This is a genomic window from Enterococcus sp. AZ050, from assembly GCF_051715085.1.
GTDB lineage: Bacteria > Bacillota > Bacilli > Lactobacillales > Enterococcaceae > Enterococcus > Enterococcus faecalis.
Map to the genome: position 1 here is coordinate 2,790,705 of NZ_JBIOTC010000001.1, position 15,421 is coordinate 2,806,125.

The following is a 15,421-nucleotide window of genomic DNA, read 5'->3' on the forward strand; positions in this document are numbered from 1 at the left end:
AATGTTAGTTTCTTATAAATGGTTAAATGAATATGTTAATCTTTCAAACGTTACTCCGCAAGAATTAGCGGACAAAATGTCTGTGACAGGTATCGAAGTTGAGGGCGTTGCTGTACCTGAAGAAGGATTAAAGAAAATTGTTGTCGGTGAAGTAAAAGAATGTGTTCCTCATCCAAACTCTGACCACTTATCAATTTGCCAAGTAGACATCGGTGAAGAAGAATTGTCACAAATTGTTTGTGGAGCACCAAATGTAAAAGCCGGAATTAAAGTCATCGTAGCATTACCTGGTTCAAGAATTGCAGGAAATCAAAAAATTAAAAAAGGTAAAATGCGTGGCGAAGTCTCTAACGGAATGATTTGTTCGTTAGAAGAGCTAGGATATTCAGATAATGTCGTACCAAAAGCCTATGCTGAAGGGATTTATTATTTACCTCAAGAAGCAGTGAATGGGACACCTGTTTTCCCTTATTTAGACATGGATGATGCGATTATTGAATTATCAATTACACCAAACCGTGCAGATGCACTAAGTATGAGAGGGGTAGCCTATGAAGTTGGCGCAATTTATCGTCAAACACCTCAGTTTAATGATCCCGAACTCAAAGAAGATGCTTCAGATAACGTGGAAAATTACGTAACAGTGACTGTTGAAGATTCACAAGATGCGCCAGCGTATCAAATTCGTGTTATTAAAGATGTGACGATTGCAGAAAGTCCTCAGTGGTTGCAAAACCGATTGATGAATGAAGGAATCCGTCCGATTAACAATGTGGTGGACGTGACAAATTATATTTTATTATTATTTGGTCAACCATTGCATGCATTTGATTACCAAAAATTAGATAGCAAAGAAATCTTGGTTCGTCGAGCAACAGCAACAGAAGAACTAATTACATTAGATGGTGAAACACGTCAATTAACAGAAGAAAATATCGTCATTACGAATGGAAAAACGCCTGTCGGCTTAGCCGGAGTAATGGGTGGGGCTAATTCTGAAATCAGTCAAGAAACAACAACTGTGGCTTTAGAAGCGGCATTGTTCAATCCATTGTCTATTCGCAAAACGTCTAAACAATTCAATTTACGGAGTGAATCTTCAAGTAGATTTGAAAAAGGCATCAACCAAGCGACAGTTGGGCTAGCTTGTGATGTGGCAGCCGCGATGATTGCAGAGTTAGCCAACGGAACAGTGGTCTCAGGCACTGCAGTTGGTTCTGAAGTGGCCGTTAAAGAAGCGCAGGTAGCTGTGACTTTAGAGCGAATCAACCAATATTTAGGCACTGCATTAGATGAAGCAACGGTGAATGAAATTTTTGAAGCACTCGGTTTTGCTTATGAAGTAAATCAAGGCGCATATGAAATTACGATTCCACCAAGACGTTGGGATATTGCGATTGAAGCAGATATTATTGAAGAAGTGGCGCGCATTTATGGATATGATCATTTACCTTCAACATTGCCAAGTGGAGAAACAGTTGCTGGAAGTCTAACCAAAGCACAACATGTTACGCGCCAATTAAAGAGCTTACTGGAAGGTCATGGTACGAGTGAAGCCATCAGCTATGCGTTGACAACAGAAGAAAAATCCCGTCAATTTATGATGAAAGAAAGTCAAACAACACGTTTGCAATGGCCAATGAGTGAAGAGCGTTCTGTGTTACGTATGAACTTAATTTCTGGTTTATTAGATGATGTCGCATACAATGTGGCACGTAAAAATAATAATATCGCCTTCTACGAAGTAGGACGCGTTTTCTACCAAACAGAAGATCCAACAAAAAATTTACCTACAGAAGAAAATCACTTAGCACTTGCTTTAACTGGTAATACAATGGTTAAAGATTGGCAAACAAAAGCAACAGCCGTTGATTTTTATACAGTAAAAGGCTTAGTGGAAAGTATTGTAGCTGTTTTAGGATTAACAGAAAAAATCAGTTATCAAGCGACAACGGCGATTCCAGAAATGCATCCAGGCCGGACAGCATGGATTTATTTAGAAGGTGAAGTGGTTGGTTTTGTCGGACAAGTTCACCCAACGACAGCGAAAGCGTACGATATTCCAGAAACATATGTTGCTGAATTAAACTTGCAACAATTAGTAGCCATAGAAGCAGGCGGGGTTACTTATGAAGCAGTTTCTAAATTCCCAGCAGTTTCTCGAGACATTGCTTTATTAGTCGATGAAACAGTTACCAATCAAGAACTAGTTAAAACTATTTCAGATAACGCAGGTAAATATTTGAAAGAGATTCATTTATTTGATGTATATCAAGGTGAAAAACTAGGCGCTGGCAAAAAATCAATGGCGTATAGTTTAACTTTCGTTAATGCAGAAGCGACATTAGTGGATGAAGAAATTAACCGTTCAATGGAAAAAGTTGAAAAAGCGCTAATTGAAAAACATCAAGTAGAAGTAAGATAAAATAAAAACAGGAAAGTGGGGCATAAGTCGAAATGACTTATGCCCCACTTTCTAAATCTTAAGATAATCAGCTGAACAAAAGCAGCTCCAAGAAATAAGCCGAAATTCTCCAAAAATTAAAGAACAATTTTCGGAAATTCCTTCTTATTTCTTGGAGCTAAACACTTTTGTCTCAGCCTCCTATTTTTAACTACATTAATAACTTTTCGCCCAATTTCGTGAAAGCCAACGTGAAAATTGTGAGATACTAAAGTTAATAATGAAATAAATTAGGGCGACGATTCCGTAAATAGTGAATACTTGTCCTGTTTGTGCGTATCGCCCCATTAAGATATAAGATTTGCCAAAGAGTTCTTGCAAAGCAATCACGGAATACAAGAAACTTGTATCCTTGATGACAGTAACAAACTGAGAAACAATTGCTGGTAAGACATTGCGAATGGCTTGAGGCAAAACAATATGATAAAGAATTTGCCAATTTGAAAAACCTTGAGAACGTGCCGCTTCAATTTGGCCTTTGTCGACCCCATTTAAACCACCACGAATAATTTCCGCTAAAGCAGCGGTGGTAAACACAGTAAAACTCACAATTCCAGCAGGTGTGGATTTGATTTTGAAAATCAAAAAAATAACATAAATCCACAATAAGTTTGGAATATTACGCACCACTTCTACATAAATACTGGCAAGTAACTTCAGTGGTCCATGGGTTTGATTTCGCAAAACGGCTAGAATGGTGCCAAAAATCGTACTCAAAATAATTGAGACGAAGGAAATATAGAGCGTCAATTTTAAGCCGTTAAATAGAAATTGAAAATTATTTGCTGTCAGTAATTGACGCATTTCTTCTGAAAAAGGCATCTGTTTTCCTCCTATCTGCTATATGCTTTCTTATTTTTTTCTTCCATTTTTCTAGCCAAATTCGCTAATGGGAAGCAAAGAATGAAATATAAGAAACCAGCAAGCGCAAAGGCGGGAATATAGTTCAAGTTGACAGACGACCAACTATTGGCAGCAAACATTACGTCAGCGCCAGAAATAATGGCAACTGTTGACGTATTTTTAATTAGGTTCACTACTTGATTGGTTAAAGGCGGTAACATAATCCGCCATGCTTGTGGTAAAATCACATACCGCATCGTTTGACCGTACGTTAATCCTTGGGAGTAAGCCGCTTCAAATTGCCCTCTTGGGACAGCTCCGATTCCTGAGCGAACCACTTCAGAAATGTAGGCGCCATGATAGAGGCCTACACACAGAATGGCAATCGTAGTAATAGAAAATGAAAGCAGCGGGCTTAGCAGAGGAAAGCCATAATAGACTACGATAAATTGAATCAACAAAGGTGTGTTTTGAAAAAATTCTACATAGACACGACTAATTGCGTGTAAAAGTTTACTTTTGGTCGCTGATAAACTGCCAAAGAAAATGCCTAAAGCAAAGGCAACTAAGATCGCTCCTAAAGAAAGCAGAATAGTATAGAGAAATGCCTGACCAAAAATTCGCCAATCTTGAAATAAAGCCTCCCAACGATATAAGGCAAATGGCCCTTCTTCAAGCCAGGAAATATTGGCTAACAAAAACATAAAAATCCCTCCTAAAATTTTTGATTCTTCAAGTCTTAGGAATGATTAATTTTTTAAGCCCCAGTCTTGATAAATTTTTTCTAGTGTGCCGTCTTTTTCCCATTTTTCAATTAAACCATTTAGATAATCATTTAATTCAGTATTTGCTTTCTTTGTGGTAATTCCATATTCTTGTGGCGAAAAACCATCTTTTAAAATTTCTGTCTTGCCATCCACATAGCCAGATAGGATTGATTTATCCACTGAAAATGCATCAATTCGTTTAGAAGTTAACGCTGTTTTTAATTCTGGATAGGAACCTAATTCTTGATAAGTAAATTTGATTCCTTCCTCTTGCGCTTTTTTCTCTAAGTTTTCTTTTGTCGTAGCAGATTGTGCAACGCCGATTGTTTTTCCGTCTAAATCTTTCATGCTGGAGAAGTTATCCTCTTTGCGCACAAGGAAACCAATCTCATCTGTATAATAAGGAGTTGTAAAATTATAAGTCTTTTTACGTTCATCAGTAATTGTAAATGTAGCAATTACCATATCTAGTTCACCATTGTCTAAAAGGGGACCGCGCGTTTTCGCTGTCACGCCCACAAATTCCACATTCTCTTCGCTGCCGGTAATTTCTTTCGCAATCAAGCGTGCAATATCTGGTTCCATTCCTTCATTTTTGTTTGTATCAGGATTCATATAGCCAAAATTAGGAATGTCTTCTTTGACACCTACTTTAATTTTCCCTGCTTTTTTTAATTGTTCTACTGTGACCGTTTTGTTTGATGAAGCACTTTTGGAAGTTGAGTCATTGTTGCCGCTACCACAGCCAACAATGATGCCTGCTAATACAAGTAAGGAGAGTCCAGCTAGCCATTTATTTTGTTTTTTCATTGTTCATTCCTCCAATTTTTTGTTTTTTTATTCATTACCCGTTATGAATAATTTTACTTAGAAATTCTTTTGCACGAGGGTTTTCAGTGCTTGTAAAGAAATGTTCAGGCGTTCCTTGTTCAATAATCTGTCCTTGGTCCATGAAGATTACACGGTCAGCCACTTGACGAGCAAAGCCCATCTCATGTGTGACACAAACCATGGTAATATTTTGTTTGGAAAGATCGACCATTACATCTAAAACTTCTTGAATCATTTCTGGATCAAGTGCCGAAGTCGGTTCATCAAAAAGGATAATCTCAGGATGCATATTTAAGGCACGAGCAATAGCGACCCGTTGTTGCTGCCCGCCAGAAAGCTGCGAAGGATAAGCAGAAGCTTTATCAGCCAAACCGACTCGTTCTAAATACTCCATGCCAGTACGAACCGCTTCTTCTTTGGAAACGCCCATCACTTTAATCGGTGCTAACGTTAAATTATCAATAATCGTTTTATGAGCATATAAGTTAAAATTTTGAAAGACCATGGCAACTTTCTGGCGAACCTTTTGAATCGGTGCTTTCGGTTTGGTGATGTCAATGTTATCAATTACGACGGAACCATCATTGACTTTTTCCAATTGGTTCATACACCGAATTAATGTACTTTTGCCAGAGCCAGAGGGTCCGATAATGACAATTTTTTCTCCTTGTTCTACATTCAAAGTAATATCTTTTAAAACGTGATGCTCCCCAAAATACTTATTTACATGTTCTAAAGAAATCATAGGCAGTCTCCTTTGCAATCATTTGGTAGAAAAGATAACAGAGGATTCGGTGAGAAACATGTTATTTAAATTAAATTAACCAAATGTATTTCTAATTGTATTCTCAATGTTAGGAATTATAACATACAAAAAAATGAATTACTAGTTTTTTAATCGAAAAAGATTTCCTTCAAAAAAAGAAATAAATGAGAGCAAAACAGGAAAAATTGACAATAGTCCTTAAAAAGTAGAAAATAAAGGCAGTGAATAAAAGGCAAAGGTAGGATGAGAATGAGCAATCAAGAAGCCATTGGATTAATTGATTCTGGCGTTGGTGGATTAACTGTTTTAAAGGAAGCGCTAAAACAATTACCAAATGAACGATTAATTTATTTAGGAGATACAGCCCGTTGCCCATATGGTCCACGACCAGCCGAACAAGTCGTTCAGTTTACTTGGGAAATGGCCGATTTTTTATTGAAAAAACGAATAAAAATGCTAGTAATCGCATGTAATACCGCGACGGCTGTCGCATTAGAAGAAATTAAAGCTGCCTTGCCAATTCCAGTTGTCGGTGTTATTTTACCTGGCGCACGAGCAGCCGTTAAAGTCACAAAAAATAACAAAATTGGTGTCATAGGTACCTTAGGGACAATCAAAAGTGCTTCCTATGAAATCGCCATTAAAAGTAAGGCACCAGCAATTGAGGTGACTAGTTTAGCTTGCCCTAAATTTGTCCCCATTGTTGAAAGTAATCAATATCGTTCTTCCGTAGCAAAAAAAATTGTGGCAGAAACACTTCAAGCACTACAATTAAAAGGACTTGATACGTTGATTTTAGGTTGTACCCATTACCCGTTGTTACGTCCGGTGATTCAAAATGTGATGGGGAGTCATGTGACATTAATTGACTCAGGAGCCGAAACAGTTGGCGAAGTTAGCATGCTTCTCGATTATTTTGACATTGCCCATACGCCTGAAGCGCCTACACAGACCCATGAATTTTATACAACTGGTTCTGCAAAAATGTTTGAAGAGATTGCAAGCAGTTGGCTTGGTATAGAGAATTTAAAAGCACAACAGATTCACCTAGGAGGAAACGAAAATGATTAGACATGATAGTCGTGCACCAAAAGAATTGCGAAAGATCACTATTGAAACCAATATTTTTAAACATCCAGAAGGTTCGGTGGTTATTTCGTTTGGCGATACAAAAGTAATTTGCTCAGCCACTGTCGAAGAAAAGGTTCCCCCATTTTTACGAGGCGGGGGAACAGGTTGGGTAGCAGCTGAATATAGCATGCTCCCTCGCGCGACGAACACAAGAAATATTCGGGAAAGTGCGAAAGGAAAATTAACAGGGCGAACAATGGAGATTCAACGTTTGATTGGGCGGTCATTGCGAGCTGTTGTTGACTTAGAAAAGTTAGGGGAACGGAGCATTGTTGTCGATTGTGATGTGATTCAAGCAGATGGGGGAACCCGTACAGCTAGTATTACAGGCGCTTTTGTTGCTCTACGCTTAGCAGTCAATCATTTATTGATGACTGGTGCTCTAGCGGAAGACCCAATTAAAGAGCATTTAGCTGCTGTCAGCGTGGGTATTTTACCCGATGGTTATTGTGTGCTGGACTTAGATTACGCAGAGGACTCGAATGCTGCAGTGGATATGAACATCGTGATGACCGAGTCTGGTGAATTTGTGGAAATTCAAGGAACGGGTGAAGAAGCTACCTTCTCAGGAGATGAGTTAAATGCCATGCTCTTTTATGGAAAAACAGGGATCGAGGAATTAATTGCGTATCAGAAAGAAGCGCTTTATGCTTTAGCCTCTAAAGAAGTCCCTTCGCAAGATTCAGAAGAGAAAGTGATTGTCATTGCAACTAGAAATCCTGGTAAAGCGAAAGAGTTTAGTTCAATTTTTGGTGAAAAAGGATATACAGTTAAGACGTTATTAGATTATCCGAATTTGCCAGATGTAGAAGAAACTGGTCGAACATTTGAAAAAAATGCTCGTCTAAAAGCTGAAACAATTGCAGAAATTTTACAGAAACCAGTATTGGCAGATGATTCAGGATTAATTGTTGATGCGTTAGGGGGAATGCCGGGAATCTATTCTGCTCGTTTTGCTGGTGAACCAACTAACGATGCTTCAAATAATGCGAAACTATTGCATGAGTTAACGGGCGTGCCAAAAGAAAAAAGACAAGCGCGTTTCCATTGTACATTGGTTTTTGCTGAACCAAAGAAAGAAAGTCTGGTGGTCGAAGCTGAATGGCCCGGAGAAGTCGGCACGATTCCTCGTGGTGAAGGAGGCTTTGGGTACGATTCACTTTTCTATGTCCCAGAGCTTGGTAAAACGGCAGCTGAATTGTCTGGAGAAGAGAAAAATAAAGTTAGTCATCGTGGACAAGCAGTGGCAAAATTAAAAGAACAATGGGAAGAATGGCTAAAAAAATAGGAGTTGAAACGTATGAAAATCTTGGTAGTAAGCGATAACCATGGCGATCGCGACTGTTTAGTTGACTTAGTGAATCATTATGAAGGACAAGTCGATGCACTCTTTCACTGTGGTGATTCTGAATTAGAACCGACAGATGAACTTTGGCAGAAATTAATTGTAGTCCAAGGAAATTGTGATTTTTATGATGAATTTCCCAAAACTGTGACTAAAAAAGTGGGGGATCAAGTTATTTATATGACACATGGTCATTTGGCCAATGTTAGAATGGGGCTCACGACACTTGCTTTACAAGCGGAAGAAGCAGGAGCGACAATTGCCTTATTTGGTCACACTCATGTACTGGGCGCAGAGCGACACAATAACATTCTCTTTGTTAATCCGGGAAGTATTCGTTTACCTCGTGGACCAGTTCAAGAGAAAACATATGCCATAATTGAAAGTACACCTGAACAATATCTCGTTCAGTACTATAACAAAGAGCACCAACCATTTGAACGATTAAAGGCAACGTTTACGAAGTAAGTGAATGTTAAGAAATAAGTGCTACTTTTTTATTTATCAGATTTTGAGTGTAGGACAAAAATCTCTTTTTGATTTTTGTCCTACGCTCTTTTTTTAGTCGACTTGGATAACCTTTAAGCCGGTCTTACGAAGTTCTGTAATTAAAGTTGATGAGCAATGTTTGTCTGTAATCAAACAATCAAAAGCGGTAATATCAGCAATTTTAAATTTAGATGTCAAGCCGATTTTTCGATGGTCCGCGACCAGAATTTTTACTTTTGTTGTTTGTTTTATCATAAGCTCATTAATTTTTGCTTCATTGAAAATTTTTGTAGTGACGCCATGTTCTAAACTGACCCCGCTACAGCCAATTACGCAAACATCGGCATGCGTTGCGGTGATTGTGTTAATGGCAATATCTCCTACCAGAACTTCTTTGGGAAAACGTAATTCGCCTCCGGTCAAAATATAATTGTATTGAGAAACATGAGGCTTGGTGGCAATTTTTAAATTATTCGTTACGATGGTCAGATGGTCGGCCTTTAAATAATGGAAAATATTCAAAGCAGTGGAACTTGAATTGATGAAAACGGTATCATAATCACTTAGATAGCTACAAGCAACACGAGCAATGGCTTGTTTTAATAACTCCGGTCCTGATTGATCAAAGTCTTTCTGATTTTGGTCGTTGTAAATACAATACCCATATTTTCGAATGATGTCATTCTTAGTTTCTAAGACATTTAAATCACGACGAATTGTGCTTAAGGAAACATTTAAAGCATCTGCTAATTTATAGGTAGTCATTTGTTTGTTTTTTTGCAGCAGCGCGAGAATGTTTTGTTGCCTTTTTTCAATGGTTTCTAATGAACTTTTCAAGTAATACAACCTCCTTTAGTTATTTTTTGTACACGGTCCCCCATGAAATAGTATAACTCATAGGAAAACAAAACACGTAAAAGAATCATTAAAAGTGCAAACAATCATATAAAAGGGTTTTCATTGTGATTTTTTGCGGCTATGATTTTCTTATAAAGCATAACACAATCATTTGAGAAGAGGAGTGGTAGCATGAACAAATCGATTCATGAAATTACAAAAGAAAGTTGGTTGAAGGCGACATTTCCAGAATGGGGCACTTATTTAAACGAAGAAATTAATCAGACAAATGTGCTTCAAGGAACGGTTGCACTTTGGTGGCTTGGTTGTACAGGCATTTGGCTGAAAACGCATGAGAACACGAATATTTTATGTGATTTATGGTGTGGAACAGGAAAACAAACGCACGGGAACGGCTTAATGAAAAATGGCCATCAAATGATGCGCATGAGTGGTTGCCAAAAAATGCAACCTAATTTAAGAACACAACCTTTTGTGATTGATCCTTTTGAAATAAAAGAGGTAGATGCTTTAGTTGTCACACATATTCATTCAGACCATTTGGATATTCACACAGCTGCTGCTGTTCATCAAAACTGTCCTAAGGCTCTATTTATTGGTCCAAAAGAAGTAGTGAAAACATGGCAGCGTTGGGGTGTTCCGGCAGAAAAAACACGGGTTATAGAACCTGGTCAAGAAATAAAAGTGAATGATGTGAATGTAGTGGCCTTGGAAGCTTTTGATCGAACCGCGCTAATTACTTCTGATGATCCTGAAAATACATTTAAAGGTAAAATGCCTCAGGACATGAATGAACTAGCTGTCAATTATCTATTTGAAACCTCAGGTGGTACGGTATATCACGCCGGAGACTCTCATTATTCTAACTTGTTTGCGAAACATGGTAATCAATATGCAATTGATGTTTGCTTAGGAGCATATGGCGAAAATCCTCGCGGTATCACAGATAAAATAACTTCTGTTGATATGTTGAGAATGGCAGAATCTTTAAATGCGAAAGTAGTCATTCCTGTTCATTATGATATTTGGTCTAATTTTATGGCGGATCCAAAAGAAATCATGGAAATTTGGAAATTTAAAAAAGATCGTTTACATTATCAATTTAAACCATATATTTGGCAAGTGGGTGGCAAATTTGTTTATCCAGATGACAAAGACAACTTAGAATTTAACTTTGATCGTGGCTTTGATGATGTTTTTGTTAAAGAAAATGATACACCATTTCCTTCATTCTTGTAAGAAAGGCTGGATGTACAATGTTAACTTATTTTTGGGAGCAAGAGCTTATTCATTACTCTGATAAAGAACCGGTTAGTTGGCAAGAGGCGATTCAGGAAAGTTGTTTGATTTTACTCCAAAAACACATCATCGATCAGAGTTATGTCGATGAGATTATTCAGTGTGTCGAAACGTTTGGACCTTATATCATCATTGCTCCTGAAGTAGCCATGCCACATTCATCAGAGGAAAGCACAGGTGTTTTTGGAACGGCCATTTCTTTTACAAAATTTAAGCAATCTGTCACTTTTACTGGCAATCAAGAAGCAAAAACAGCAACATTATTTTTTACATTGGCAGCCCAAAATCCCGCCGAACATCTTGAAAATATTCAGCAATTGATGGATTTATTGATGACGGATGGCGTGATTGCTGACTTGTTAGAAACAAACACGCCAATGGATTTTAAAGAAGTTATGGAGAAATATCAATTATAGGGGGAAAAATCAATGGGGGAGTTCTTGTTAAATAGTTGGACTTATTTTGCTACGAACGTTTTAACACAGCCAGCATATTTGATTGGTTTCATCGTGTTATTAGGTTATCTCTTGTTACGGAGGCCCTTTTATGAATGTTTAGCAGGTTTTCTGAAAGCGACAGTTGGTTATTTTATTTTGAGTGTTGGTTCTGGTGGTTTGGTTAATAATTTTCGCCCTATTCTAGTAGGATTGAAAGAGCGATTTAATTTACAGGCGATGGTTACCGATCCATATTTCGGGCAAAATGCAGTCGATGCAGGATTGATGAAAACCTTTGGACGAACCTTTGGTGATGTGATGATTTTGTTATTGATCGCATTTATTATGAATATTTTGTTGGTTCGTTTTCAAAAATATACAAAATTGAGAGCCGTTTTTACAACAGGGAATGTTCAGATTCAACAAGCAGCTACCGCTTTCTGGATTTTACTCTTTTGTTTTCCTAACTTAGGTAGAATCGAAGTACTAATTTTTATGGGCTTAATTCTTGGGTGTTATTGGGCAGTTGCTTCAAATTTAACGGTAGGGATTACGCAGGAATTAACAGAAGGTGCTGGTTTTGCGGTAGCCCATCAACAAATGTTTGGCATATTTATTTTTGCAAAATTAGCAGAATGGTTGAAAAAACGTGATCAAAAGAAACATCGTTCAGAGAAGGTCGATAAAAAATTGGAAGATATTGAATTACCAGGATTTCTATCCATTTTTAATGAAAATATGGTTGCTACGTCCATTTTGATGCTCTTTTTCTTTGGCATTATCTTGCTTGTTTTGGGACAAGATTATTTAATTCAAGCTAAATTTATGCAAGAAGGGCAGAGTTTCTTCTTTTATATCATGACCACTTCATTAAATTTTGCTGTCTATTTAGCTATCTTACAATTAGGCGTTAGAACCTTTGTTGACGAGTTGACGCAGTCATTCCAAGGGATTTCAAATACCATTTTACCAGGAGCTGTTCCTGGGATTGACGTAGCAGCGACTTTCGGGTTTGGCTCGCCCAATGCAGTAACAATTGGGTTTCTCTTTGGCGCATTAGGCCAGTTTTTAATGATTGGCTTACTGATTCTATTAAAGTCTCCGACAATCGTTATTGCGGGTTTTATCCCATTGTTTTTTGATAACGCTGTCATAGCTGTTTATGCAAATAATCGTGGCGGAGTAAAAGCTGCTTGTTTATTCCCCTTCCTTTCAGGTTTAATCCAAGTAGGTGGCTCAGCTTTATTTGCTACATGGATTGGATTATCTCAATATGGCGGTTATTTGGGCATGTTCGATTGGGCGACAGCTTGGCCGTTATTTACAATTATTATGAAAGTTCTAGGCTATGTTGGCGTAGCAGTGGTGGTGATTGGGTTACTAATAATTCCGCAACTTCAGTATCGGAAAAATCCAGAAGGTTACTTTATGATTGTCAATGATTATGAACAATATGCTAAAAAATTTCAAGAGAATTAAAGGAGGAATTTGAAATGAGAATACTTGTTTCCTGTGCCAATGGTTCTGGCACGAGTCTAATGATGATGCGGAGTGTTGAAAAAGCAATGAAAGAATTAGGTCTACCGATTACAAAAATTCATCATTGCGCCATTTCAGAAGGAAAAAGCTCTGCTAGCCAATACGACGTTGTTTTTACTCCAGTCAATTTTTTACAAATGTTTCAGCAAGCAGAAAAACGTGGAGTCACAGTGATTGGCATTAAAAATGTAATGTCTGCAAAAGAAATTCAAGAAAAATATATGGCTTCAGATCGTTATCAAAAATCTGAATAAAAGGATGGGAAAGATGAAAAGACCAAACTTACAAATCGCTTTAGATCATAATAGATTAGAAGACGCTTTAGCAGATTGTATGAAAGTCGGAGAAATTGTCGATATTATCGAAGTTGGCACTATTTTGTGTTTACAAGAAGGCCAAAAAGCAATTCGTTGTTTAAAACGCATGTTTCCTAATAAAACGATTGTTGCTGATACAAAATGTGCTGATGCGGGCGGTACAGTTGCTCGTAATGTCGCACAAGCAGGCGCTGATTTCATGACGGTCATTTGTTGCGCCACCTTACCAACGATGGCTGCAGCTCAAAAAGAAGTCCGAGAATTACAAGTAGAACTATATGGAGATTGGACAATGCAACAAGCTCGACAATGGCGAGAATTAGGGATTAATCAGGTGATTTATCATCAAAGTAGAGATGCTCTTTTAGCTGGCGGCAGCTGGGGAGAGAAAGATTTGAATAAAGTTCAAGAACTAATTGACTTAGGCTTTGAAGTGTCCGTCACAGGTGGTTTAACTGTCGAAACGCTTGAATTGTTTCAAACAATGGCAGTTGCAACATTTATTGCGGGCCGTGGGATTACTGAATCAAAAAATCCTGAACAAGCAGCCAAAGATTTTCAAAAAAAAATCGATCAGATTTGGAAGTGATAAAATGGCACGAATTGGACTGTATGAAAAAGCACTCCCGCAAAATTTAACTTGGGCGGAACGATTCACATGGGCCAAAAAGTTAGGATTTGATTTTTTAGAAATGTCAATTGATGAATCCGATGAACGTTTAGTACGATTGGCTTGGACACCAAGCCAGTTACAAGAACTTTCTCAATTAATGGTGAAAGAAGATTTTTTTATCCATTCTTTGTGTTTAAGTGGTCATCGGCGGTTCCCTTTAGGCTCTTTAAATAAAGAAACACGTGAAAAAGGGCGGAAAATTTTATCTCAAGCGATTCGTTTGGCTCATCAATTAAACATACGGGTAATTCAAATAGCTGGCTATGATGTCTTTTACGAAGAAAAAACTGCCGAAACAAGGGAATTTTTTCTTCAAGGTCTGAAAAAGGGCGTTGAGGAAGCTGCACAATACGGTGTCATTCTGGCTGTTGAGATTATGGATGACCCTTTTATGAATAGCATACAAAAATTTCTAGAAATTAAGGAACAAATTCCGTCTCCTTTTTTGCATGTCTATCCTGATTTAGGTAATTTGTCTGCTTGGCCGGAAAATAATCCGGCGGTTGAGCTTGAAAAGGGAATTGCTGAAATCGCTGCTATTCACTTAAAAGATACCTTCGCTGTAACAGACACATTTGAAGGGAAGTTTCGGGAAGTTACTTTTGGAGAAGGCTGTGTTGATTTTACAGGCTTATTGAAAACACTCAAGCGGTTAAACTATAGTGGTCCTTTTTTAATTGAAATGTGGAATGAAACGGATTTGAATTTTCAAGAAAAAATTCAAGCCGCGCAGCAGTATCTCTATCCCAAATTAGCAGAGGTGGGTTATTATGAACAATAAAGCGATCATCCAAGCAATGAAACAACGTGTTTATGAAGCGAATCTGGCTTTGCCAAAACTGGGCTTAGTCAAATTAACGTGGGGCAATGTTAGTGAAATCAATCGGTCATTAGGGATTATCGTAATTAAACCAAGCGGCGTCAAGTATCAAGAAATGACCAAGGAACAGATGGTAGTGACTGATTTAAACGGACAACTATTGGAAACCAATGCATTAAAGCCGTCTTCTGATTTACCCACGCATCTTTATCTTTATCAAAAAATGCCAGAAATTGGAGCGATTGCGCACACGCACTCCCTGAATAGTGTTACGTGGGCTCAAGCAGGGCGAGCCTTACCTCCTTACGGTACCACCCATGCGGATGCTTTTTATGGCGCTGTACCTTGCACAAGAGCGCTCTCTGAAAGTGAAATTAAAGAAAACTATGAAGAAGAGACTGGCAAAGTCATTGTTGAAACATTTCATGAACAAGAATTAGATCCTTTAGCAGTTCCAGGAGTGTTAGTTTATGGACATGGCCCATTTACTTGGGGAATGACTCCGGAAAAAGCAGTTGAAAACAGTTTGATTTTAGATGAAATCTGTTCAATGGCACGTTTGACGGAAATAATTAATCCTGATGTTGAACCAATTGATCATTTTTTATTGGATAAACACTATCTTAGAAAACATGGGATTTCCGCTTATTATGGTCAGTGATGGCTGTGATGAAACGTGTGAAAAAGAAGGATAATTGACTGATTAATTGGTCTTTTATAAAAACTTAGTTGTCTGTTATGGGACAACTAAGTTTTTATTTTTTTAAGAAAGCGTTCTCTTTTTTGGGGGGGAGAATAGAACAAAACGTTAATTTTCGTTTGTTAAGTTATGAAGAATTTGC

General features: G+C 37.9%; 16 protein-coding genes. 11 read left to right on the forward strand and 5 right to left on the reverse strand.

Annotated elements, in window-relative coordinates; all coding sequences use genetic code 11:
* Position 1 precedes the first annotated feature (1 nt).
* The gene (gene pheT / locus IGJ04_RS13765; RefSeq protein WP_002382113.1) at positions 2–2,425 is read left to right on the forward strand and encodes a phenylalanine--tRNA ligase subunit beta; all 2,424 of its coding nucleotides are present in this window, start codon (positions 2–4) and stop codon (positions 2,423–2,425) included.
* Between the two features lie 195 nt (positions 2,426–2,620).
* On the opposite strand, the gene IGJ04_RS13770 is transcribed toward pheT, so the two are convergent.
* The 4 genes from IGJ04_RS13770 to IGJ04_RS13785 are packed head-to-tail and all read right to left on the reverse strand — an operon-like array spanning position 2,621 to position 5,650.
* A complete protein-coding gene (locus IGJ04_RS13770) occupies positions 2,621–3,286 on the reverse strand; it encodes an amino acid ABC transporter permease (RefSeq protein ID WP_002382114.1) in 666 nt (221 codons plus the stop codon).
* Positions 3,287–3,297: 11 nt separating this feature from the next.
* Positions 3,298–4,011 (reverse strand): amino acid ABC transporter permease, encoded by a 714-nt coding sequence (locus IGJ04_RS13775; RefSeq protein ID WP_002363695.1) that lies wholly within the window; start codon positions 4,009–4,011, stop codon positions 3,298–3,300.
* Between the two features lie 45 nt (positions 4,012–4,056).
* Positions 4,057–4,884 (reverse strand): transporter substrate-binding domain-containing protein, encoded by an 828-nt coding sequence (locus IGJ04_RS13780; protein WP_002360586.1) that lies wholly within the window; start codon positions 4,882–4,884, stop codon positions 4,057–4,059.
* Positions 4,885–4,918: 34 nt separating this feature from the next.
* Positions 4,919–5,650 carry an amino acid ABC transporter ATP-binding protein gene (locus IGJ04_RS13785; protein WP_002361604.1) on the reverse strand — a complete coding sequence of 244 codons (732 nt, stop codon included), beginning with the start codon at positions 5,648–5,650 and terminating at the stop codon, positions 4,919–4,921.
* A 264-nt stretch (positions 5,651–5,914) separates the two neighbouring features.
* Between IGJ04_RS13785 and racE the strand changes: the two genes are divergently transcribed.
* The 3 genes from racE to IGJ04_RS13800 are packed head-to-tail and all read left to right on the forward strand — an operon-like array spanning position 5,915 to position 8,615.
* A complete protein-coding gene (gene racE, locus IGJ04_RS13790; protein ID WP_016614961.1) occupies positions 5,915–6,742 on the forward strand; it encodes a glutamate racemase in 828 nt (275 codons plus the stop codon).
* The gene (gene rph, locus IGJ04_RS13795) at positions 6,735–8,090 is read left to right on the forward strand and encodes a ribonuclease PH (RefSeq protein ID WP_438840296.1); all 1,356 of its coding nucleotides are present in this window, start codon (positions 6,735–6,737) and stop codon (positions 8,088–8,090) included. The genes racE and rph overlap by 8 nt, the downstream gene beginning before the upstream one ends.
* A gap of 12 nt (positions 8,091–8,102) precedes the next feature.
* A complete protein-coding gene (locus IGJ04_RS13800) occupies positions 8,103–8,615 on the forward strand; it encodes a metallophosphoesterase (RefSeq protein ID WP_438840297.1) in 513 nt (170 codons plus the stop codon).
* Between the two features lie 93 nt (positions 8,616–8,708).
* Here the strand turns inward: IGJ04_RS13800 and IGJ04_RS13805 are convergent, their stop codons facing one another.
* Positions 8,709–9,473: a DeoR/GlpR family DNA-binding transcription regulator gene (locus tag IGJ04_RS13805; protein WP_438840298.1), complete on the reverse strand. Its 765-nt coding sequence runs from the start codon at positions 9,471–9,473 to the stop codon at positions 8,709–8,711.
* Between the two features lie 192 nt (positions 9,474–9,665).
* Between IGJ04_RS13805 and ulaG the strand changes: the two genes are divergently transcribed.
* From ulaG to IGJ04_RS13840, 7 genes are read left to right on the forward strand one after another with little or no spacing between them, the layout of a single operon-like run.
* Positions 9,666–10,733: an L-ascorbate 6-phosphate lactonase gene (ulaG, locus tag IGJ04_RS13810; RefSeq protein WP_010709332.1), complete on the forward strand. Its 1,068-nt coding sequence runs from the start codon at positions 9,666–9,668 to the stop codon at positions 10,731–10,733.
* A gap of 17 nt (positions 10,734–10,750) precedes the next feature.
* Positions 10,751–11,209, forward strand: a complete 459-nt coding sequence (locus IGJ04_RS13815) for a PTS sugar transporter subunit IIA (protein ID WP_002361607.1) — start codon at positions 10,751–10,753, stop codon at positions 11,207–11,209.
* A gap of 12 nt (positions 11,210–11,221) precedes the next feature.
* Entirely contained in the window at positions 11,222–12,709 is a 1,488-nt protein-coding gene (locus IGJ04_RS13820; protein ID WP_002366460.1) for a PTS ascorbate transporter subunit IIC, read from the forward strand.
* A gap of 14 nt (positions 12,710–12,723) precedes the next feature.
* Complete coding sequence (locus IGJ04_RS13825) at positions 12,724–13,023, forward strand: PTS sugar transporter subunit IIB (RefSeq protein ID WP_033626820.1); 300 nt, start codon at positions 12,724–12,726, stop codon at positions 13,021–13,023.
* A gap of 13 nt (positions 13,024–13,036) precedes the next feature.
* The gene (locus IGJ04_RS13830) at positions 13,037–13,675 is read left to right on the forward strand and encodes a 3-keto-L-gulonate-6-phosphate decarboxylase UlaD (protein ID WP_002388019.1); all 639 of its coding nucleotides are present in this window, start codon (positions 13,037–13,039) and stop codon (positions 13,673–13,675) included.
* A gap of 4 nt (positions 13,676–13,679) precedes the next feature.
* On the forward strand, positions 13,680–14,540 hold the full coding sequence (locus IGJ04_RS13835; RefSeq protein ID WP_438840299.1) for an L-ribulose-5-phosphate 3-epimerase: 861 nt from the start codon (positions 13,680–13,682) through the stop codon (positions 14,538–14,540).
* Positions 14,530–15,240 carry an L-ribulose-5-phosphate 4-epimerase gene (locus tag IGJ04_RS13840; protein ID WP_002363709.1) on the forward strand — a complete coding sequence of 237 codons (711 nt, stop codon included), beginning with the start codon at positions 14,530–14,532 and terminating at the stop codon, positions 15,238–15,240. Before IGJ04_RS13835 ends, IGJ04_RS13840 begins: the two co-directional genes overlap by 11 nt.
* The last annotated feature ends 181 nt before the right edge of the window (positions 15,241–15,421 follow it).

Excerpts from the sequence above, each read along its gene's own strand:
- pheT (WP_002382113.1), top strand. The coding sequence starts at position 2 with ATGTTAGTTTCTTATAAATGGTTAAATGAATATGTTAATCTTTCAAAC.
- IGJ04_RS13770 (WP_002382114.1), bottom strand. The coding sequence starts at position 3,286 with ATGCCTTTTTCAGAAGAAATGCGTCAATTACTGACAGCAAATAATTTT.
- IGJ04_RS13775 (WP_002363695.1), bottom strand. The coding sequence starts at position 4,011 with ATGTTTTTGTTAGCCAATATTTCCTGGCTTGAAGAAGGGCCATTTGCC.
- IGJ04_RS13780 (WP_002360586.1), bottom strand. The coding sequence starts at position 4,884 with ATGAAAAAACAAAATAAATGGCTAGCTGGACTCTCCTTACTTGTATTA.
- IGJ04_RS13785 (WP_002361604.1), bottom strand. The coding sequence starts at position 5,650 with ATGATTTCTTTAGAACATGTAAATAAGTATTTTGGGGAGCATCACGTT.
- racE (WP_016614961.1), top strand. The coding sequence starts at position 5,915 with ATGAGAATGAGCAATCAAGAAGCCATTGGATTAATTGATTCTGGCGTT.
- rph (WP_438840296.1), top strand. The coding sequence starts at position 6,735 with ATGATTAGACATGATAGTCGTGCACCAAAAGAATTGCGAAAGATCACT.
- IGJ04_RS13800 (WP_438840297.1), top strand. The coding sequence starts at position 8,103 with ATGAAAATCTTGGTAGTAAGCGATAACCATGGCGATCGCGACTGTTTA.
- ulaG (WP_010709332.1), top strand. The coding sequence starts at position 9,666 with ATGAACAAATCGATTCATGAAATTACAAAAGAAAGTTGGTTGAAGGCG.
- IGJ04_RS13815 (WP_002361607.1), top strand. The coding sequence starts at position 10,751 with ATGTTAACTTATTTTTGGGAGCAAGAGCTTATTCATTACTCTGATAAA.
- IGJ04_RS13820 (WP_002366460.1), top strand. The coding sequence starts at position 11,222 with ATGGGGGAGTTCTTGTTAAATAGTTGGACTTATTTTGCTACGAACGTT.
- IGJ04_RS13825 (WP_033626820.1), top strand. The coding sequence starts at position 12,724 with ATGAGAATACTTGTTTCCTGTGCCAATGGTTCTGGCACGAGTCTAATG.
- IGJ04_RS13830 (WP_002388019.1), top strand. The coding sequence starts at position 13,037 with ATGAAAAGACCAAACTTACAAATCGCTTTAGATCATAATAGATTAGAA.
- IGJ04_RS13835 (WP_438840299.1), top strand. The coding sequence starts at position 13,680 with ATGGCACGAATTGGACTGTATGAAAAAGCACTCCCGCAAAATTTAACT.
- IGJ04_RS13840 (WP_002363709.1), top strand. The coding sequence starts at position 14,530 with ATGAACAATAAAGCGATCATCCAAGCAATGAAACAACGTGTTTATGAA.